Origin of the sequence: Dehalobacterium formicoaceticum, from assembly GCF_002224645.1 — a bacterium.
GTDB classification, from domain to species: domain Bacteria; phylum Bacillota; class Dehalobacteriia; order Dehalobacteriales; family Dehalobacteriaceae; genus Dehalobacterium; species Dehalobacterium formicoaceticum.
In genome coordinates, this window is the sequence record NZ_CP022121.1 from 3,323,491 (window position 1) to 3,343,721 (window position 20,231).

Consider the following 20,231-nt stretch of genomic DNA (forward strand, 5'->3'; position numbering starts at 1 on the left):
AAAAAATTCTATTTACTCAATTTTCAGCAAGCGCGCATTAATGGCCACGACAATGGTACTGAGGGACATCAAGACAGCACCCAAAGCCGGGCTGATGACAATCCCTTGATTGATCAGCACCCCGGCAGCAAGGGGCAGTGCAATGGCGTTATAGCCGGTGGCCCAAATCAGGTTCTGAATCATTTTCCGGTAAGTAGCACGGGAAAGTTTCAACAGGTAGACAACATCAAGGGGATTGCTCTTGACCAAAATGATATCTGCGGTTTCAATGGCCACGTCGGTTCCGGCACCAATGGCAATGCCTAAATCGGATTTTGCCAAGGCCGGAGCATCATTGACCCCGTCTCCGGTCATCGCAACTCTCCCTTTTGTCTTTTGAATTTCTTCAATCTTTTCTGCCTTTTCCTGAGGCAAAACCTCCGCATAAACCTGGGTTATATTTAATTGTTCTCCCACATAAGCAGCCACGCGCCGGTTATCACCGGTCAGCATATAGGAATCGATATTCATCTCCTTCAGTCTCTCTACAGCCTCTTTGGCATCCTCTTTCACCATATCCGATAAGGCGATTAACCCCAACAGTTTTTTTCCTTCCAAAACAAAAATGACCGTTTTCCCCTCTTGGGCTAATTTTTCGTAATCACCTTCATCAAAAGGGATCTGCTCTGTTCTTAAATAAGCCGGGCCTGCAATCATGATCTCTTTTCCTTCGACCTGACCCTTCAATCCCATGCCGGTGATATTTTGATAATTGACGACTTCTTTCAGCGGCAGATTCCGCTTCCTGCCTTCCCGGACAATCCCTTTGGCAATGGGATGTTCAGACTGGGCTTCTAATGCATAGACGATTTCCAGCAGTTCATCCTGGGTGACGGCTAGTGCATGGATATCCGTGATGCCAAATTCCCCCTCCGTTAAGGTACCTGTTTTGTCAAATACCACGGTGCTGATGGTTCGGGCATTTTCAAAGGCGGCGCGGTTTCTGATCAGTAATCCTTTTTTGGCTCCAATACCGGCAGATACCGCTGTGACCAATGGAATGGCTAAACCCAAAGCATGGGGGCAGGAAATGATGATCACCGTGACCGCTCTTTCCATGGCATAGCCCAGATCACCGGTAACCGCCATCCAGGCCAGAAAGGTAATCGTGCCCGCAGAAACAGCGATATAAAACAGCCATCCTGCGGCTTTATCCGCAAGTCTCTGAGTTTTTGATTTGGAACTCTGTGCCTCCCGCACCAATTTCATCACTTGGGACAAAAATGTTTCCTGCCCCACCCTATTGACAGAAAATTTAATGATGCCTTCCCCGTTGATGGAACCACCGACCACCTCATCCCCCTGACCTTTTTCCACAGGGACAGATTCGCCGGTAATCATGGACTCGTTCACCGATGAAATCCCATCGAAGACCAGTCCGTCCACCGGGATTTTTTCCCCTGGTTTAATCAATATCCGATCTCCGCTTTTCAGTGCCGAAACGGGAACGTCACTGATCTCCCCGCTTTCCCTGATCAAATGGGCCTCTTCCGGCATTAGTTTCACTAATTCTTCCAGAGAGCGGGAAGCCCCCTGCACAGATTTCATTTCAATCCAGTGCCCCAGCAGCATAATCACGATCAAAGTAGCCAATTCCCAAAAGAACTCCATGCCATCAAAAAAGATGACGGATATAGAACTATATAAATAAGCAACGATGATGGCCAAAGAAATCAGGGTCATCATGCCCGGGGTTTTTTCTTTTAATTCCTTAACAGATCCGGTTAGAAAGGGCTTTCCCCCGTACACGAAAAGAACCGTGGAAAGGAAGAAGAGTAGATAATGATCTCCAGGGAAACTGAAATCAATCCCCAGGAACATTTGAATCATGGGCGACAGTAAAAGGATGGGCACCGTAATCAGTAAGGAAACAAAAAATCTGACTTTAAAATCATTAACCATGGACGTATGATCATGATTCTCGTGGGATTTATGGGATTCATGGGTTTCATGGGATCCATGGTCAAAATTTTTTTCCTGTTGGTCATGGGATCCATGACGTTCCTGTACGTCTGCCTCTTTTTCTGTTGCATTTGTATGGCTAGGGCCATGATGTTCATTTTTTCCCTTCTGTTCATTATGTCCATTATGTTCATGATTCGTATGATCCATGTCTAACCTCCTCGTCATTTGAAATGTCTGGCGGGGTCAAGTAACCATTTTGGAAGCCGCCAGCTGCTTTAGTTTCGATGCCAGATACATACCCAACCCAATCAGGCTTTCAATATGCAGCAGATCGGCAATAGAAGGGTCAAAAAGAATCGTTCCATTGGCCCGGACTTCTTCGTCTCCCTCCCAAATCACGACACATAAAGGAATTTCCGGAAATGCCTGAAAGCTGACAGAAGCGCTGCCCATAGATTCGGGCACGCCTCCTAAAGCAGCCCCACAACTTAATAATTTCTCCGACTGACTGCCAAAGGCTTCAATGAGAAGCTCAATTGAATTCTTTTGAAATGCCGGATAAAAAAGTGCACCGCCGGTAGGAATTTCTTTTAGGGAAACCCATTTGTGATCAGGTTTGCGGGACACTTCCGAAAATGTCAGATAGTTAAGGATGATGATGGAGGCCATGATTTTAGGAGACTGCCCATCAGATTTTTGATAGATGGTTTCATGATCCCAGTCCAGAATATACTCCGAGTTAAAGAAGGTCACGGTAAATTGGCGGGTGCTGTTGCAATATGAAACCGAGCGCCGCGCAATAATTTCTTCGGGCTTTATTTTTTTTAAGTCCTGCCAGCCTTTATTGTAAGCAATACGGTAATTCGTTTCCATAAATAAATACACCTCCTTAAGCAAAGAAAATATTATGTATCCTGTAATTTTTATAATTTCTAGATTCTTTATAAAAGATTAAATTCCTTCATCAAGCTTAAAAAAGGCATAAAAAGCATGAAAGAGCGTGAAAAACCATCCACCGATAGAAATTCTTCCATCGATAGATGGTTAACTTATTTCAGCATCTGCTGATTCCGGAAAAAATCTTGCCAGGGATCATGGTCATTACCGCCAATCCTGGCAAGCGCCTCCACCATATCAATACTGTCCGGGGCAATGGTGTCAAGTTCCTCCCACCCAATCGGCATGGATACCCTGGCCCCTCTTCTCGCCCTTAAGGAATAGGGAGCAATACTTGTTGCACCTCTGCCGTTTCGCATCCAGTCAATAAATATTTTGTCTTTTCGCTTCGCCTTTCTCACATTACCGGTGTAGCGATCAGGCCACTTCTGCTCCATCACTAGGGCAACACGTCTTGCAAAATCATGAAATATCTCCCATGAGACGGATGGTTTTAGTGGGACGACCACATGATAGCCTTTACCGCCGCTGGTCTTGAGATAAGATTCCAGGGAAAGATCCGTGAGAATGCTTTTAAGATCCCGCACCCCCTGGCGTACCCTGCCAAGATCCATCCCTTCATCGGGATCCAGATCAAATACCATCAGATCAGGCTTTTCCAGTTCATCTACACGGCTTCCCCAGGTGTGAAATTCCAAAGTGCCCATTTGTGCTTCCGAGATTAACCCCAATTTGTTTTCAATATAGAAATATTCCTCCTCTTCTCCGCTGCCGGTGGCAACAGTTATCGTGACGATGCCCCGGCTGTCCGGGCCGGGATGCTTTTTATAGAAGCATGATTGCAAGACACCCTTGGGACAGCGTACGATACTAAGGATCCTGTGCTCCACATAGGGCAGCATACGCTCCGCTGCCTTTTCATAATAACGAACCACCTCCCCTTTTGTAATTTCAGGGTCGTCAAACACTACCTTATTCGGGTTTGTAATTTTGATTCCTTCGATGAAAATTGTGTTGTCCTTTACTGTCATGGTCCCCTCCGATTCTTTGACCACTTTAACCTGTTTGACTGCTTTAACCGGTGCTTCTCTTTTTATATCTTCAGGATTTTTATCTTTGCGCAAGCCTTTAAAGCTGGCATGCCTTAAAAGCTGCTCCGCTGTCCATTCACTAAATTTGATTTCCGCAATCAGCCTGGGTTCAAGCCAGGTTATTTTTTCATTGGACTTAGGGCTAGGTGCCTCTTTGAAAGGCGGCTCCGCCTGATGTAAGCCTTTAAATTCCCTCTCCAATATTCCCCTGGTGCGTTCACTAAAACCCGTGCCGGCACGTCCGCAATAAATGAGCTCTGCCCCTTCAAAAACACCAAGGAGCAATGCGCTGATCCCGCCGGTTTTTTTGTCCGTCAGAGTATATCCACCGATGACAAATTCCTGTCTTTGATCACATTTCAACTTGATCCAGTCACCGTTCCTTCTTCCACTGTATCGGGAATCCACTTTTTTGCCGATGATGCCCTCCATCCCAGCCTCACAAGCGGCAAGTAAGCTTTCCTTGCCTTTTCCGATAACATGCCTGCTATAATAAAGGTTTTTTGGTGCATCCTTCATTAATGCTTCCAGGATTTCTTTTCTTTCGGTCAGAGGGCGTCCCCGAAGATCCGCGCCGTCCAGGGCAAGGAGATCAAAGACAATATAAGTCAGGTTTTGTTCCTCGCTATTTTTCAAGTAGTTTTGCAGCGCCTGAAAATTCGTCTTGCCCTCCGGGTCCGTAACAGTCATTTCCCCATCCAAAATCATCGCCCTGCCGGCAGCAAAATCAATCAGGGCAGACGCCACATCTGAAAACCGCCTGGTATAATCATGACCGTTCCTGGTGATCAATCGAACACTGTTGCCTTCCACAAAGGCCAAGATCCGATAGCCGTCATATTTCATCTCATAGAGCCAATCCTCACCATCAGCGGGCACCTTATTAACCAATTTTGCCAGTTGAACATCCGCCTGATAAAAAGGATTCCTTGTTATTTTTTCATCTGCACCATCTTCAATTTCCTGCATTGTGCGTCCCGTCCGAATGCTGGTGGTAAATTCTGCAATCCCGGTTTCATTATTGGCATATTCATCTTTTTCTTTCAACAAAAGCCAGTTATCCTTTGTCTCCCCAGCTTTCAATTTCAGTCGGACCAAAGCCCACCTGCCCTTCAGCCGTCTTCCCTTGAGCATAAATTTTAGGCTGCCTTCCCGCAGCCCTTCTTCCACATTGCCGTGAGGTTCCCAAAAACCTTCATCCCAGAGCATGACCACGCCGCCCCCATATTCCCCTTTAGGAATCGTCCCTTCAAAGTTCCGGTATTCAAGGGGATGATCCTCAACCTGAACCGCAAGCCTTTTATCATGAGACTGATAGGAAGGGCCCTTGGGTACTGCCCAGCTCATTAAAGCTCCCTTCCATTCCAGCCGCAAATCATAGTGGTCGTTACGGGCGATATGGTGTTGGATGACAAATCTTAGCTGCTCTTCAGGATCTTCAGGATCTTCAGGATCTTCATGATCTTCATTTTTCCCTTCCGGTTCCAGTGTTCTGTTAAAATTTCTTTTTTGATGATACTTCCTGAGCCGTCCCGTCATAATATTACGCTAATTCCCTGTTTTTTTGGGCTTTATCAACACTGGCTCTAAGGGCCTCCATCAGATCGATCACTTTTCCGGTAGTGCCGGCTTCCGCCGCAACGACCTCCTTGCCGGAAATTTTTGACTCGATGAGCATGCGCAGTTTTTCCTGGTATTCGTCTTTATATTGAGCGGCATCAAAGGGCGTGTCCATGGCATTGATCAGGGTTTTAGCCATATTCTGTTCCTGTTCGGATACTTCCGGCTTCGCATACTGTTTTTGCAGCTCTTTAATGTCATCGGCGTAGAACATGGTGGAAATGAGGATCCCGTCCTCCCGGGGAATAATCGCCATCAGTGTATCCTTTGTGCCCATAACGGTTTTACCAATGGCAATCTTCTGCTCATTCATCAACGCGGAGCGCAGCAGTTCGAAGGCTTTTTCCCCCCCAGCTTCGGGAGCAGCCTGGTAGGTTTTGTCGTAGTAAACAGGTGAAATCTGATTCAATTGGGCAAAATGCAGGATCTGAATGGATTTTTCCTTTTCCGTCTTGATCTTTTCAATTTCTTCTTCCGTGACCACGACATACTTGCCGTCATCGTATTCATAACCTTTGACAATATCCTTCGCCGTAATTTCCTTGCCGCAATGGGCGCAGGTTTTCTTGTAACGGATACGGCCGTTGTCTTCCTTATGGAGCTGATTGAAATGGATATCATTGTCTTGTGTGGCTGTATACATGGCGATGGGAATGGCAACCATACCGAAAGTAATAACCGACTTACGGGATATCAAAATAAACACCTCCGATGTTATTATTGAATTTCTCTATGCTTCCGATGATCTTTCGTATGTTTTTTCACTCTTTTTTATTTTCCCTATAAAAATGATGAATATTCTTCATCATTTAAAAATCGCCAAAATGCAATCCCTATTATAAATCTAAGGCTTACGCCAAACCTCTGGGGCTGGCGAAACCTATAAAAAAGCACATCTATGGAACATATCACTGTCCTACAGATGTGCTTTTGTTTCGTAATCTGCTGATAATCGATGCTATTTTACGATGACCTTTCCTGTCATAAAGGGATGAGGAGAACAATGATACTCAAAGGTTCCCGTTTCGTTGAATGTATAGGAATAGGATGCACCAATTCCCATTATATCACTCTCAAATGCCGATTACTTCAGATAAGCAAAGTGGATGTGCCCAAATGAAAAGATCATCAGATCTGAGTAAAAAAGCATGGAAGGTGAGCAAGTCCGGGTAAGCAGCAAGAAACGGAATAAAAGGTGAGATAAAAAAGGCTGGGCAAGACTGAAAGGTTGATGAATGAGGAAAAAAAAGCAGAAGGCAGATTGAGGAGAAAAGTCGATAAAGGTTCGTTGGAGCTTACGTTTTATAAGCCACCGGCTGATGTGGAAAGATGCGATCAGCCGGTGGTTTTTGCTGTTTTTATGATACCGCTCGGGAAAGTTCGGCCATAGCCGCTTCTTTTAAGCCTTATGGGCAAAATAAAAACTATCTGCCGACAGAAATCCTCTCCCAGCCGATGGTGCGTGTTAACGCAGATGATGGGAGTATGTCACTCTGTACACTTTATTGGGTATTTTTTGTCGGGCTCATTCAAAAATCCAAACTCATTAGGAATTAATTTTTCCCCATCCCGGCTAAAAAATACAATCTTTAAGAGATCCTTTATTTGCTCACTGTAGAATTCTCCGAGGAGTGTATCAGGATTTGAGTCTTGATTTTTCGGTTCGATTTTAAAACGAAATACATAATCATCCTGGCACTCCGGCTTTCCCTGATGATTCATATTCATAATATCGTTTTTTTCAGGTGTATTTTTTATCATTATTTTCACCTTTACAATTTTATATTGTGTAGTTCAGGATAACGGATGATCCATTGGAGTCATTAATAGTGATCCTTACATTGCTGCCCAAAACCCAATTCCCCGACAACTGATTAATTTCCATGCAGGCCCTATTACAGATCTCCTTGGCGAAAAGGTCAGTGTCAATATTATCGAAGGTATCATCAGCTATTGTAATATTAATTTTAGGGCCGCCATGTTGATCTGGAATATCCGTATCAGTTGGTTCAGTGATAATTTCGTTATTCTTCCTGATCTCATCCATGGCTTTTCCCGCATCTAACTTACCGGCACCAAGATACTGCCAATTACCAGGATTTTGCTCTGAGATAGGTACCGCCGTTCTGACCAGGATGTCGGAAATACTCTCAATATCCAAGGCAGGATTCACGGATAACATTAAGGCAATTACTCCGGCTACGTGGGGTGCTGCGAAAGAGGTCCCGGCGACAAAAGCAGTGCTGTTGTTTAAATCAGCACAATAGATATCATCATCGTCAAAAGGCTGTCCGGCTCCTCCGGGAGCGCTGATCGTAACTGTAGGTGAGTAATTGGAATAATCTGCCTTCCGACCTGATGGCGCTAAAGCTGCCACTGAAAATACCCCATTAATGGTTTTGCTATAATCCGAGGGATAATGAGCCCCTGAAGTGTTCTCATTTCCAGCAGATGTAACAAATATTACTCCGGCAGCCGCTGCCTCCTGAATTGCTTCCCTGATAATCCTAACATCGCCGGAAGTCTTCCAGCTACAATTTGCGACCACCCTTTTTACCGGTTGGACATCTAATAGTCTGGCCTCCATGATACTTTTCAGGTAGTAAATCGCTTCAGCCCTCTGGTGATAATACTGTGCATTAAGGTTTACAGACAGGGATATAATCCGTGACAGGGGTGATATTCCCTGCAAGTCATCCCTTTGTCCTGTCAAAATACTAAGTATCTGGGTGCTATGTGAGGAAAATATTGAGTTATCTGCAAAGTCCCAGTCGTCAGAAAGACCCTGTTGAAAAGATTGTTTAAGAGATGGATGACTAATATCCGGCTTCCCATCTATTACAGCAATTAGAATTTCCGGGTTGCCCTTCGTTATGGTCCAGGCATCATTGATATTAATACTGTTAAGATTCCATCGCACATCGTTAGTCGAAATTTCTTCCGCGTCATTTACCCCATAATAAACAGGTTCAATGTAATCTATTTCCGGGATATCTTCTAAATTTTCAGAAGCTGATGTCAGTTCCACGCCCTCCGGCAGCTCGAGGATCAGCCAATTTCCAAAACGGCTTTGCTCGGCTATGCTATACGTGCCGGCCAATTTATCTATCAGCGCATCTTTAAGACCCGGGTGGTAGGCGACAAGCAAGCGGTTAGGAACAACTAACCGTCTAAAACCTTCTTCGTCTTCGAATACAGGTATGACCGCTTCTACTGTTTGATCTTCATTAAGTTCATCTAATATTTCACTCATGGTATGCGTTTTTTCTGCTTGTTCATCAAAAGTGAAAATTAACAAATTATCTTTTGGGACCCATTTTGAATGTTTAAATCTTTCTATTTCACTAAGGTTTCTTACTTGTTTTTCTCCCTCATAACCTTCCTTGAACTTTATCAAATACTCACCTTTAACAGGTGTTAAAACGGTTTTATTTTTTTTATTCATAAATTGCATTTTTTATCCCTCACTTATTTACGGCAACTTCTTGCCATGGGATGTTAAAATAGAAAAAAGGAATATAATCCGATAGCATTCAGGAAACTAATTAATTACTAGAGTTTTAGCTGTTGATTCTTTCTTTACCTATTAACCCCATGAAAATGAAACATGGATTGCTGCGGGATTATTTAGTTTAGTACCCAAATCTACCGTTCCAAATCTTGTGTTGATTTCCGACATAATAACATCTGAAATAGCTCTGTTGGTTTTCATTGCACTCAAAAGTTCTACCTGAGCCTTAGCCATAGGTACAAGCCTTTCTTCTTCAGAACCGCCAAATCTTGTTACCGGCATTGCTATCCCTTCTTTCATTTTTATTGGTCTGCTATCGGACTATATTGTTATCGATAAAAGCAATCCGGGCGTGTTTCTGCCTGGTTTGCTCTATCAAATTGAGCATAATCATTTCACATTGTTCATGTTCAATGAATTTCTGGGGCATTGCAAACAGGTTTAGTTTCAGGAAACGTATCTGATTGCCATTACTAAGGTCATTGGGGAATGGCGTCAATACCTTACGGGGAATTTTCTCAATCCGCCTGATCCCTGCTGTACCGAATTCCGCAGCGTATTGCGGGTCTAAACCGTCGCACCAATTTCTGGCTACACAAACACCACACTCCCCGGTGTCATCATAAAATCTGGGCCACTTACCGATTACACTTTCGCTGGAAAATTGGTTCATGTATTCCGGCAAAAGGCAAAGGGGGGCTTTTTCAACGGTAACTGTTAAACCATTGTTTTCAGCTATTTGCACCGCTTCTGACAATTGAGGTCGAATTTGATCAAGAGTAGGCACCAGCTCAGGGGAAGACTGAGCATCAACAATCAGTCCAAACTTTATGCGCGGCACACCTTTATCAATGGCAAGTTTGGTAATTTCCGAAAGCTCCCTAAGATTATCCGTTGTGATTACAATATTAACCTGACAAGGCATCGCGGCGGAAACAATATGATCCAAACCCGCTATTAACTCAGCATAACTTCCCTTTACTCCGGTCAACCTGTCATGAACTTCAGCGGAAAGACCGAGCAGCGAGGTCCGGATATAACATTCCCCTCCGGTAATAGCCGCAACTTTATCGGTGAATTCTCTTTTGGAAAACAACCGGCCGTTAGTGGCGATGGAGCATTTTAACCTTTTAGACTGAATGTATTGCAATAGGTCGAAAAAATGTTGGTATAAAGTTGGTTCCCCTCCAAACAAATCCACTTTTGAACCGGCAGGAAGCTTATCAATCAATTCCAGCGCCGTTTCATAAGGAAATGAAAACTGTCCGTGAATCTCATCAACCATACAAAACCTGCACCTGTTATTGCATCTGTCTGTTAAGTGCAAGATCAACAAATTGTCCTTTTCCAAATATTTGTTTATTAAATCTGTGCTATGCTCCAAATTTGATCACCCTTAGATTGTAATTGTTGTGTTGTCGGCCAGGATCACCGGAATTCCGGTGACAAGCTCAATGCTGCTGTAAGAAATACCTAGCAGATCATTATTTTTATTTGGACTGAAGGAATTGGGCAATACGATCAGATCAGGCTTTATTCCCTGTTTCTGCTGAAAATCATAGATCGCCTGCAAGTAATCAGAACAGGTATATAAATCACCAAGAATGATGTTACCTCCCCAAAATCTATGCTCCGGCACCCAGAGATAAAGATTGGTATCGCCGAGCAAATGTTCCAGTTCCGGTATTGACTCAAAAAGGGCAGCCACCAAAGGTTCCATGATTGCTGAGGTCATCAGCAGGACGTGTTTGGCCTTGGTATCAGCGATGCGTTTCAATAGATCCTGCAGCCAGGCAGGGTCAAAATCATCAATCAGCACAATGCCGAAAGGATAAGCCTGGGATAAAGGATACCCTATGGGCCGATAGGGATAGCGGCTTTCCTTCGTACCTTTTTCGATCAGTTCTGCCCCTAATAATTGGCCATTTCTTTCAAAAGTAATCTGCAATCTGGGATTATTATGATATTGAACCAGCAATTTACCGGCGGCAACCCGGGTAAAAACATCTTCTCCGTTAATTGATTTAATCAGATCACCGAATTGCAGACCAGCCTGCTCTGCCGGAGACTCCCTGATTACGCCCGCTACTTCCGGGACAAGGGCCTGGGCATGATAAAGGCTGGGTAATACCAATATCGGAGTCTTAATTTCGTTACGTAAAGGCAACACCTCCGATAAGACCTTATCCCATGCAGCCTGTGAATTAAACAGCATATCTTTAGAAAAATATCGGGTATACCCCGGCAAAGTAATCCGAATCGCACGCGCCAGATTTTGGTCCAAATAACGAATGGTCTCGATCATTTCACTTTTTTCAATATCCGGCCAGGCAACAATAGTTCCCACAAAGGGCAGATCATATGACTTGAATTTTTCGATCATCTTGATGGAGTTTTCACTATTCCGATCCCCCATAATCTTCCTTCGCCCCTCCGGGTCGGAAGAATTAAGGGAGATACATAGATTAATCGGCACCATTTCAGCCAGTTGTTCCAATATATCCGTGTTGAAATAAGAGCCATTGGTCGTTAATTGGATCTCTACCTCCCTGTCGGCCGCTCTAACCATTCTTAAAATAGGAAGCAGCTCCTTGTTGGTAAAGGGTTCTTTGTACAACCGTGTTGTAAAAAGAGGCAACCCTTTTTGAACATCGCGGCGGTAATAATTGATGCGTGTGGCAGCCTCCTGAACAGATAAACAAGTCTTCTCAAAAGGCAAAGGATTTCCCGCTTCATAACAAAATTTACAGCGCAGATTACAATAACCGGAAGGAGAACCGAGGCTATCAAAAATGTTATTATATTTTTCGAATGACCAGTCAGACAAGTTTTTCAGAACGAAACTGTCAGGTTCGATCACCCGGCCTTCTTCTTCCAACTGCACAAGTGATAATAGTGACTCCAGTCTTGATTTTAAATATCTAATGAAAGGATGCAGGTAGTTTTTCTCTTCAACACTCATTTTTAGTCCTCCCTGCCGTAAATGTAGTGCCAGGGAATCAATTCCACTGGAATGCCTGTCCGGGTCTCGATCTCGAAAACAGATCGGCCCTGAAAATCAATGCCCCAGGAAGAGCCAAAACTATCCGGGATCAGTATTAAATCAGGTCTTTCGTTAACCCCATCACAAAACTCTAAAAGCGCATTTTCATAGTCAACCACGAAACGGCTGTCCAATAAGTGGGTATTCCCCTCCATCCAAGTATGATCCAAGGTATCAATCCATAGAAACCTTTCCTGAAAAAAATCACGATAGACCGGGATCTGATCGATAACATTTTCTAAAGTTCCGGCGGTTAATGGAGAGCAAAAGAGCAGTACTTTCCGGGCGTCATGCTTTTTGATTACGCGAAGAATATTGTCCAGATAATTCAGGTCAAAGTCCGGCAAAAACAGCATGCCGAATCTTTCTCCCGGATGACCCAAATCCGGGCTAAATGGATAAGACTGATGGCAAACCAGGTTAAAGGTTAGCAGCTTTTCCCCTCTTTTGATCTTTACTGTCAGGTTATTAAGCTGATCTAAAGCACCAGAGCTAAAAAAGTTTCTAATATCAACCCGGGTTGGCAGGATCCTGTCATTAATCTCCATAACCATATCGCCGGCCATTATCCCTGCCACCTGCGCCGGGGAATTAAGGATCACCCCATCAACTATTGGCAGCAGCGGGACTCTCGCGTATTGAACAGGCTCAATCCAAATAGGAACATTAAATTGTCCTTTGATTGAATTAACATAATCACATGTACCTTGCCAAAAATCATTAAGATCTGCGGTCGGAGGTTTGGGCATAAATTTATGGATCAAAGGAAGTCTGATTCTAATCCCATAAGGTTTATAAAGGCAAATATCCTCAATGCTTTTATTGAGTTCAGCGAAATCTACCTTTGGCCAGACAACAATACTGCCGATAAAGGGGATGTTAAACTTATTTAACAAACTCATGCTATTAATAGTTAATTCTGAGTCCTCCCGGAGTCCCATCAGGGATTTACGGTTTTCCGAAGTAGTAGAATTTATTGAAAGCTTGAGGAGTATTGGTTTAAGGTTTGCCAATTCCTCAATGATCTCAGGGGTAAGAAGCGAAACGTTAGTAGTAAGAATGAACAATTCCGAAGCGTTTTTTTGACGTGCATTTTTAAGGATACGAATGGCATCCCTGTTTAATAATGTTTCCATATGAGGACGAGCTGAGGGGAATAAACAGCGGTTGTTTTGCTGATCAAAATACTGTAACCTGGTTAAAGCCTCCGGTAATGATAAGAAAGAATAGTCCCGTTCGAAAGGGAGAGATCTTTCCATGCAGAAAACACACTTGGCATTGCAAACACCCGAAAGAGGACCTAAAGCTTCCATGTTGGTCTGGGCGCAACCAGTTTGCCAGTGGGCTAAATTCCGCAAACGGAACCCATCAACTTTTATTGGTTGTCCCTTATGTTCCAATTCAACAAGGGACAATATTCTCTCAATTTCACTTTTTATGGCCTCAATACGAGGTTCAACAATTTCATACATAAACATATCACCTATCTTAATCAAAGAATTTTTTATCACATGCGCGTATTTTATAATTTTATCTTTTCGCCAAACGTGCCTCATAAGTTAATTAGTATATAAAGATAAGATGAAATTTGATGTTGTATAGATTGTTTAAACACAATTCCTTATTATTAACTGAGTTCTTGCATCAGGTGAAGTTTTACCCCATCTGATGCATAGAATTCTTAGAAATCGTTATCCAGAAACTTTGTGGCAATTAGTTATCGGATATATTGAATCAACAATTTATTTGTTCTGAATATTTTATATATTTCGATTAAATCCTGTTAATAATTGTTTCCTTCGCAATTTATTATTGCATAATTTTGTATATAAATAATTCGATCAGAAAATCGGGATTGAGGGGGTTGACTTGACATTTTATCGATGAAATACAGCAACGATGGGTTGCCTTTATTTTTTGTTTACATTATTATATTAAATTTTCTGGAAATAAAAGAAATTGTGAGCAATTAAAAGGATATACTTTTTAAAGCAGAAAATTTCGTTTGAAATTCTTTTATTTGAACTTTGACCCTATCAGATGCTTCTGCTATAATTCAATTAAGCTCCAAGGAATACCTAAGGCGAAACACCTCAGGAGCCGGAAGCAGAAACGAAACATGAAAACCGATCAGACAGCTAAAGAATCTTAAGATTCAAGGTCCCTTGAAAGGAAACAGAAACTGATTGCTTCAGATAAGCAAAGTGGAAGTGCCCAAATGAAAAGATCATCAGATCTGAGTAAAAAAGCATGGAAGGTGCGCAAGTCCGGGTAAGCAGCAAGAAACGGAATAACAGGTGAGATAAAAAAGGCTGGGCAAGACTGAAAGGTTGATGAATGGGGAAACAAAAGCAGAAGGCAGATTGAGGAGAAAAGTCGATAAAGGTTCGTTGGAGCTTACGTTTTATAAGCCACCGGCTGATGTGGAAGATGAAATCAGCCGGTGGCTTTTGCTGTCCATGCCAAAAATGGCAAAGAACTTATGAATGAACCTGTAGCATTTCACGCGCAAGCGCCAACAGTTCGGCGGTTGCCGCACCGGAATCCTCCGCCGCAAAAATAGCCGATACCACAGCGACGCCATCCACGCCGCTGCCAGAGAGTTGCAGGATATTCTTACCCGAAATGCCGCCGATGGCGACGGTGGGAACATGGACGGCGCTGCAGATGGCCTTAAGGGTTGCGTTGGACATCTGATTCACATCCGTTTTTGTAGAAGTAGAGAACACAGCGCCTAAGCCCAAATAATCCGCGCCATTTTTCACTGCCTCCAGAGCTTCATCCACGGTGTGCGCGGAAACGCCGATGATCATGCCATCGCCCACACGCGCCCGGACATCGGAAATGGACATATCCTCCTGCCCCACATGGACGCCGTCTGCGCCGCACTGAATGGCAATATCCACATTGTCGTTGACAATAAAGGGAACATGGTATTGCTTGCAAAGCTTGGAAAGAGCCATAGCCTCTGCAAGAAAGGCATCTTCGTCCAAATTTTTTTCTCGGAGCTGGATACAGGTAACGCCGTTTTTCAGGGCAGCTTCCACCTGCTCATACAGGCTTCGCTCCCCCACCCATACCCGATCCGTTACCGCATACAGCAGCATTGCTTTTTTATCGCATTTCATAGTTCGCACCTCTTTCCAACTCATCAGGAGACAGATTGTAAATAGCATCAATGATATAGTTTCGATAGCTGGAATTCCCGTCCAGTTCCGTCATACGCCGCTTTGCCTTTTCTCCGCAAAGACCCATGGTGCAGACTGCGGCGGCAGTTGCCTCCAGCGTGTGCCCCGGATTGGCCGTCACATACGCCGCCGCCATGGCGGAAAGCTGACAGCCGGTTCCGGTAATCTTGCTCATGTCCGCATGGCCGTTCCGGATGCAGTAGGCTGTGTTCCGGTCAGCAACAATGTCGATGGCTCCGGTGATGGCAATTACTGCGCCGGTCTTTTGGGCAAACGCCTTGACAAAGGTGACCGCCTGCTCCAGATTTTCTTCCGTAACCCGGTCGGAGACATCCGCATCCACCCCTTTTGTCGTTCCATTCCCTTGGGTCAGAACCTTGATTTCGGAGACATTGCCCCGAATGACCGCAAACTGAATCTCTTGGAGCAGCTTCATAGCAGTGCTGGTGCGAAGGACAGATGCTCCGGCGCCCACAGGATCGAGAACGACGGGATGTCCCAGCTCATTCGATTTTCGCCCGGCGGCAAGCATCGCGGGAATGGTGCGCTGATTCAAGGTGCCGATATTGATAGTAAGGCCGCCGCATATGGAAGTGATCTCTTCTACTTCATCTATATCATCGGCCATGATGGGTGAAGCACCGCAGGCCAAAAGAATGTTGGCACAGTCGTTGACGGTGACATAGTTGGTGATATTATGAATCAGCGGGGACTGATTCCGAACATTTTCAAGCATTTCCTTCATCATAATTCAATTGCCTTTCTTGTTGTAAATAGCTGGCGTTAAGGCGAAACTGTATATCCGCCAGAACACCGGATTTTTGCAGTGAATAGACTAAAACGCCGGACAGGAACGCACCGGCTGCGGTTGAGATCAAAAACGGAATAATGTATGCGTAAAACACCAGTCCGGCAACTGCCTGCCCCAAAAACAAAACTGCTAGGGGATAGGCGCTGAGGCCGCCCAAAATGGCGGTGCCGAATACCTCCGCGGCCAGTGTGGGGAAAAGCTTTTTGGTTTTACGATACATCAACCCGCAAAGCAGGGCGCCAAACATGCTGCCGGGGAAAGCCATCAAGCTGCCAAGGCCAAGTAAATTCCGTATCAGGCTTGCGCTGAAAGCAACGCCCAAGCCATAGCCGGGGCCGAGCAGTACGGCGCAGAGGATATTCACCATGTGCTGCACAGGGGCACACTTGCTTCCCAAAACAGGAACGGCGAGTAGACTGCCAACAACAGCTACCGCACATAAAATTCCGGCAATCGACAGCTTTTGAATATTTACTTTGTTCATAATGTAAGCTCCTTTTTGATTGATGCAGTGAAAACGGCAATAACAGCGTCGCTTTCCTTTTTAGTAGAAATGGTCAAACTTCGTCCAAAAGGTCGGTCGAGACTTTCTGGTCTCCTCTCGCGCCGGAACACGGCTTCCCATCGCTGTTATACAAGACACAGGGCGCTCCCCCTTGTCCGTCACGGCCTCACCGTGAATGCCGTCATCACATCCTTTCAAAAAGTGCAATAAAAAACGGAAACACCGATACGGTGTCTCCTCCGAAAGAATCAGACTATGACTCCCTACGGCGGCATTATCCGCATCAGGTTCCAGGGTCGAAGTTCAATGACTTCCTCTCAGCCTGCAATACAAGCTCCCCTTATTTAAGTATATTATACTGCACTGTTTTTAAAAAAGCAAGAAAGACGGTTCATAATCAGCATTACAGATATTTTCCTATAATGTTCCCAGAAGCCGCCACAATCCGTCCCCATGGACACCCACCTCCCGATCCCAAGCCGAGGACATAATCGGCACTGAAAGTCATGTCGGGTTTGGTTTGCTATAAAATTTCAAGCCTTTAGGGGCAAAATAAAAACCATCTGCCGACAGAAATCCTCTATCAGTAGATGGTGCATGTTTGGTTTGGTCGGGATGACAGGATTTGAACCTGCGACCTTTGCGTCCCGAACGCAACGCTCTACCAAGCTGAGCCACATCCCGGAATTTTCCATATATGTAATTTAAATGTTATTGCGCATTAACAGTCATTTGCTGGTTCAGCAACTCCCCCCCAAGTTGAGCCATGTCCCAAGCACGTTCAATTTTAACTCAGTTATTCCATAATGTCAACAGTATTTATAATGATGAATTAAGACGACTTTACTTGATTTTATCTTATGTAATGAACCCTTTAGGTTAATTGGGGAAAGCCCTGCTGCCTTAAGGCATCATAAAGGATGATGGCCACGGAATTAGAGAGATTTAACGACCGCAGGTGTTTGCCCATGGGAATGCGGATACAATGATCCCAATTTTCCTTTAGAAGAGTCATGGGCAGCCCCGCCGTTTCCTTGCCGAAGACGATAAAATCATCTGCCTGAAATTGCACCTGGGAATAGTTTTTATCCGCCTTGGTAGTGGCAAAGAAAAAGCGGTTTTGCGGGTATTTACCCCTTAACTCAGCAAAACTCTCATAATAATATATGTCCAGATAATCCCAGTAATCCAAGCCGGCTCTTTTTAAATGTTTATCATCCACAGAAAAGCCCAGCGGCTTCACTAAATGGAGAGAGGTCCCCGTTACAGCACAGGTGCGGGAGATATTCCCGGTATTTGCCGGTATTTCCGGTTCCACCAAAACAACATGCACGCCTATACCCTTCCTTCTGTTTTTTGTGCCACCACAAAGATCCTGCGGCTGGCCTCTGAAGGAGGTTCAAAAGAAAAAGCATTGAACACGTCTAATACCTTAAATCCGGTTTCCCCCAGGATCACTTCCACATCCTTTAAATGATGATGCTTTTCCTGATGCACTTCTTTAAATTTCCCATAATCATGATCTTCTCCTCTTACGAATCCTGTTACCCTGATTTCCCAAATCTCCTGATCCGCCAAATAATAGATTTCGTAAATCAGAGAGAATTCCTCTGTATCCACAAAGCTGATCTCCTCTTTTGCACTATAGGAATATTTCTCCACCAGATTCAAATCAAAGATAAAGATTCCGTCATCGCTTAATGTTTTGTTGATACTCTGAAAACAGCGCGCTAATTCTTCTTTGTTGATCAGATAATTTAAGCCATCCTGAAAACAGGTTACCAGGTCAAATTCCCGTGATAGCTCCAGTTCTCGAATATCCTGTTGGAGAAAAATAATTTCCATTTTTGCCTCAGCAGCTTTTTTTCTGGCATGCTGCAGCATGGGCAAGGAAAGATCCACCCCTGTTACCCGCCAGCCCATCTGGGCCAGTGGAATACTGGTATTCCCGGTCCCGCAGGCAATGTCCAGAACACTTTCAATTTCTTTATTATATTTTTCTGATAATGTTTTAATATATTGAGCCCACTCCTGATAATCAATGCTTTCCATTAACTGATCATAGATAAGGGCCAAACCTTGATATATTGACAACCGAATCACCCCGCCTTAATATTTTAACATACTTTTCCCATTCTGCAAGATGGCAGGGCTCTTTAAAATACCTGATCCCAAGCTAAAAAGCAACGTAAAACGTGATTTGAAGTGAACTCATTCAGCTAAAGCTGAACATCGGGGCTTCAGATGGGGAATCTACCCCACCTGAAGTGAAAATAGGAGCTCCCACTTATAGAAGTGGGAGTCTTGGAATTTGATAAAATCATGGTATATGGTATCATTTGGTTCATAAAACTGTAGTATAATAAAGATCTAATTAAGCAGCGTGTCCGCGTATGAATCGAAAAAATATAAAATGAAAAGAGGAAATTAAAATGTCTAATTTCAAAGAACTGGCACCGGAGGATTTTCACGAAAGCCCCTTTCAATTGATCGGCAAGGACTGGATGCTGGTAACGGCAGAAAAGGATGGAAAAGCCAACACCATGACAGCCGGCTGGGGCGGCTTCGGGGTGATGTGGGCCAAGAATGTGGCTTTTGTGGTCATTCGTCCCCAACGCTATACCAAGGAGTTTATCGACGGAGCCGATACCTTTTCTCTGACTTTTTACGATGAAAGCATGCGTAAAACCTTATCTTACCTGGGAACTGTCTCCGGCAGAGATGAGGATAAAATCGCCCAATCCCGGCTAACTTTGGCCCGTTGGGGAGAAACCCCTTATTTCGCTGAAGCGAAGCTGGTCATCATCTGCCAAAAGCTATTTGCCCAGGAATATCTGGAAGGATCTTTTATTGATCAGGGGCTGCTCACTAAAAACTATCCGGGCAAGGATCTTCATACCTTATATATTGCTGAAATAAAGAAAATTCTAGTTGCAGATGTGTGCGCGTAAGTCGGGTCCGATACCCCTTAGCAAGTCGGCTCCCTCCTGATGCGTGGAAAGCCATAGGGGCAAATCCTGATCCTCAAGAATCACCGGCATCCGATCATGAATGGACACCAGGGAAGCATTGGCTGCGGTAGTCAAAATCACAAAAGCCCGGTACATGCGGCCGGTTTTATCGTCTTTAAATTGGTTGTACAGACCGGCCATATAGAGAATTTCCTGATGGGGCAAATATAAAAAATATTTGTCCTTTTTCTTTTTGCCCACATCCTTCCATTCAAAAAATCCGCTGGCAGGAATAACACAGCGTTGGGCGGCCAGAGAGGAACGGAACATTTTTTTGGTGTCCGCTGTTTCCTGACGGGCATTGATGATCACCCCCGGGCTATTCCAGCGGGGATACCCCCATTTCAGGGGAACCGCCTGGGATCCCCCTCCCTCTTTGGGCAGAAGAACCGGGGCCACATTGGTGGGAAAGATCTCTCCCGTCTTCATCGCCTCCTGCTCCGGGGTTCCGGCAAAATTCTCTTCAATTTCCTGAAGTATCTTTCTCATCTCCAAGTGATCTTCCTCATCAATGATGGCATAGCGACCGCACATGATGGTTACCCCCTATTATTCTGATTTTTAATCTTCCTTTTAGATTTCCTTTTAGGTTTCCCTTTAGGTTTCTTTT

At 44.3% G+C, this 20,231-nt stretch carries 18 protein-coding genes, 1 tRNA gene and 1 riboswitch; of the genes, 1 reads left to right on the forward strand and 18 read right to left on the reverse strand.

From position 1 onward, the window contains the following. Window positions 1–12: 12 nt before the first annotated feature. The 17 genes from CEQ75_RS16155 to CEQ75_RS16235 all read right to left on the reverse strand — a co-directional run bounded on the left by CEQ75_RS16155 (window position 13) and on the right by CEQ75_RS16235 (window position 18,704). Window positions 13–2,151: a copper-translocating P-type ATPase gene (locus CEQ75_RS16155; protein ID WP_198306574.1), complete on the reverse strand. Its 2,139-nt coding sequence runs from the start codon at window positions 2,149–2,151 to the stop codon at window positions 13–15. A 36-nt stretch (window positions 2,152–2,187) separates the two neighbouring features. Continuing rightward, complete coding sequence (locus CEQ75_RS16160; RefSeq protein ID WP_089612115.1) at window positions 2,188–2,817, reverse strand: DUF3786 domain-containing protein; 630 nt, start codon at window positions 2,815–2,817, stop codon at window positions 2,188–2,190. A gap of 176 nt (window positions 2,818–2,993) precedes the next feature. Continuing rightward, window positions 2,994–5,471 (reverse strand): DNA ligase D, encoded by a 2,478-nt coding sequence (ligD, locus tag CEQ75_RS16165; RefSeq protein ID WP_089612116.1) that lies wholly within the window; start codon window positions 5,469–5,471, stop codon window positions 2,994–2,996. 4 nt (window positions 5,472–5,475) lie between these two features. Further along, window positions 5,476–6,249 (reverse strand): non-homologous end joining protein Ku, encoded by a 774-nt coding sequence (ku, locus tag CEQ75_RS16170; protein WP_089612117.1) that lies wholly within the window; start codon window positions 6,247–6,249, stop codon window positions 5,476–5,478. A gap of 261 nt (window positions 6,250–6,510) precedes the next feature. Then, window positions 6,511–6,615 carry a plastocyanin/azurin family copper-binding protein gene (locus CEQ75_RS19600; protein WP_089612118.1) on the reverse strand — a complete coding sequence of 35 codons (105 nt, stop codon included), beginning with the start codon at window positions 6,613–6,615 and terminating at the stop codon, window positions 6,511–6,513. A gap of 425 nt (window positions 6,616–7,040) precedes the next feature. Further along, entirely contained in the window at window positions 7,041–7,313 is a 273-nt protein-coding gene (locus tag CEQ75_RS16180; RefSeq protein ID WP_089612119.1) for a hypothetical protein, read from the reverse strand. Window positions 7,314–7,332: 19 nt separating this feature from the next. Continuing rightward, the gene (locus tag CEQ75_RS16185; protein ID WP_089612120.1) at window positions 7,333–9,006 is read right to left on the reverse strand and encodes a S8 family peptidase; all 1,674 of its coding nucleotides are present in this window, start codon (window positions 9,004–9,006) and stop codon (window positions 7,333–7,335) included. Window positions 9,007–9,138: 132 nt separating this feature from the next. Next, window positions 9,139–9,363, reverse strand: a complete 225-nt coding sequence (locus tag CEQ75_RS16190; RefSeq protein ID WP_089612121.1) for a hypothetical protein — start codon at window positions 9,361–9,363, stop codon at window positions 9,139–9,141. A gap of 13 nt (window positions 9,364–9,376) precedes the next feature. After that, window positions 9,377–10,447, reverse strand: a complete 1,071-nt coding sequence (locus tag CEQ75_RS16195; RefSeq protein WP_338031974.1) for a radical SAM protein — start codon at window positions 10,445–10,447, stop codon at window positions 9,377–9,379. 12 nt (window positions 10,448–10,459) lie between these two features. Then, complete coding sequence (locus tag CEQ75_RS16200) at window positions 10,460–12,025, reverse strand: radical SAM protein (RefSeq protein ID WP_089612123.1); 1,566 nt, start codon at window positions 12,023–12,025, stop codon at window positions 10,460–10,462. Window positions 12,026–12,027: 2 nt separating this feature from the next. Continuing rightward, a complete protein-coding gene (locus CEQ75_RS16205) occupies window positions 12,028–13,578 on the reverse strand; it encodes a radical SAM protein (RefSeq protein WP_157677509.1) in 1,551 nt (516 codons plus the stop codon). A 1,008-nt stretch (window positions 13,579–14,586) separates the two neighbouring features. Beyond that, the gene (gene thiE, locus CEQ75_RS16210) at window positions 14,587–15,234 is read right to left on the reverse strand and encodes a thiamine phosphate synthase (RefSeq protein ID WP_089612125.1); all 648 of its coding nucleotides are present in this window, start codon (window positions 15,232–15,234) and stop codon (window positions 14,587–14,589) included. After that, window positions 15,221–16,042 (reverse strand): hydroxyethylthiazole kinase, encoded by an 822-nt coding sequence (gene thiM, locus CEQ75_RS16215; RefSeq protein WP_089612126.1) that lies wholly within the window; start codon window positions 16,040–16,042, stop codon window positions 15,221–15,223. Before thiM ends, thiE begins: the two co-directional genes overlap by 14 nt. After that, on the reverse strand, window positions 16,023–16,589 hold the full coding sequence (gene thiW / locus CEQ75_RS16220; RefSeq protein ID WP_089612127.1) for an energy coupling factor transporter S component ThiW: 567 nt from the start codon (window positions 16,587–16,589) through the stop codon (window positions 16,023–16,025). The genes thiM and thiW overlap by 20 nt, the downstream gene beginning before the upstream one ends. 263 nt (window positions 16,590–16,852) lie before the next feature. Then, a riboswitch (TPP riboswitch) is annotated at window positions 16,853–16,961 on the reverse strand. 256 nt (window positions 16,962–17,217) lie between these two features. Continuing rightward, window positions 17,218–17,294: transfer RNA gene (locus CEQ75_RS16225), tRNA-Pro, on the reverse strand. Window positions 17,295–17,484: 190 nt separating this feature from the next. Beyond that, the gene (gene trmL / locus CEQ75_RS16230) at window positions 17,485–17,943 is read right to left on the reverse strand and encodes a tRNA (uridine(34)/cytosine(34)/5-carboxymethylaminomethyluridine(34)-2'-O)-methyltransferase TrmL (RefSeq protein ID WP_089612128.1); all 459 of its coding nucleotides are present in this window, start codon (window positions 17,941–17,943) and stop codon (window positions 17,485–17,487) included. Window positions 17,944–17,945: 2 nt separating this feature from the next. Continuing rightward, entirely contained in the window at window positions 17,946–18,704 is a 759-nt protein-coding gene (locus tag CEQ75_RS16235; protein WP_089612129.1) for a class I SAM-dependent DNA methyltransferase, read from the reverse strand. A gap of 338 nt (window positions 18,705–19,042) precedes the next feature. Between CEQ75_RS16235 and CEQ75_RS16240 the strand changes: the two genes are divergently transcribed. Then, a complete protein-coding gene (locus tag CEQ75_RS16240) occupies window positions 19,043–19,561 on the forward strand; it encodes a flavin reductase (protein WP_089612130.1) in 519 nt (172 codons plus the stop codon). Here the strand turns inward: CEQ75_RS16240 and CEQ75_RS16245 are convergent. After that, the gene (locus CEQ75_RS16245) at window positions 19,538–20,155 is read right to left on the reverse strand and encodes an SOS response-associated peptidase (RefSeq protein ID WP_089612131.1); all 618 of its coding nucleotides are present in this window, start codon (window positions 20,153–20,155) and stop codon (window positions 19,538–19,540) included. The genes CEQ75_RS16240 and CEQ75_RS16245 overlap by 24 nt on opposite strands. Window positions 20,156–20,231: the final 76 nt, after the last annotated feature.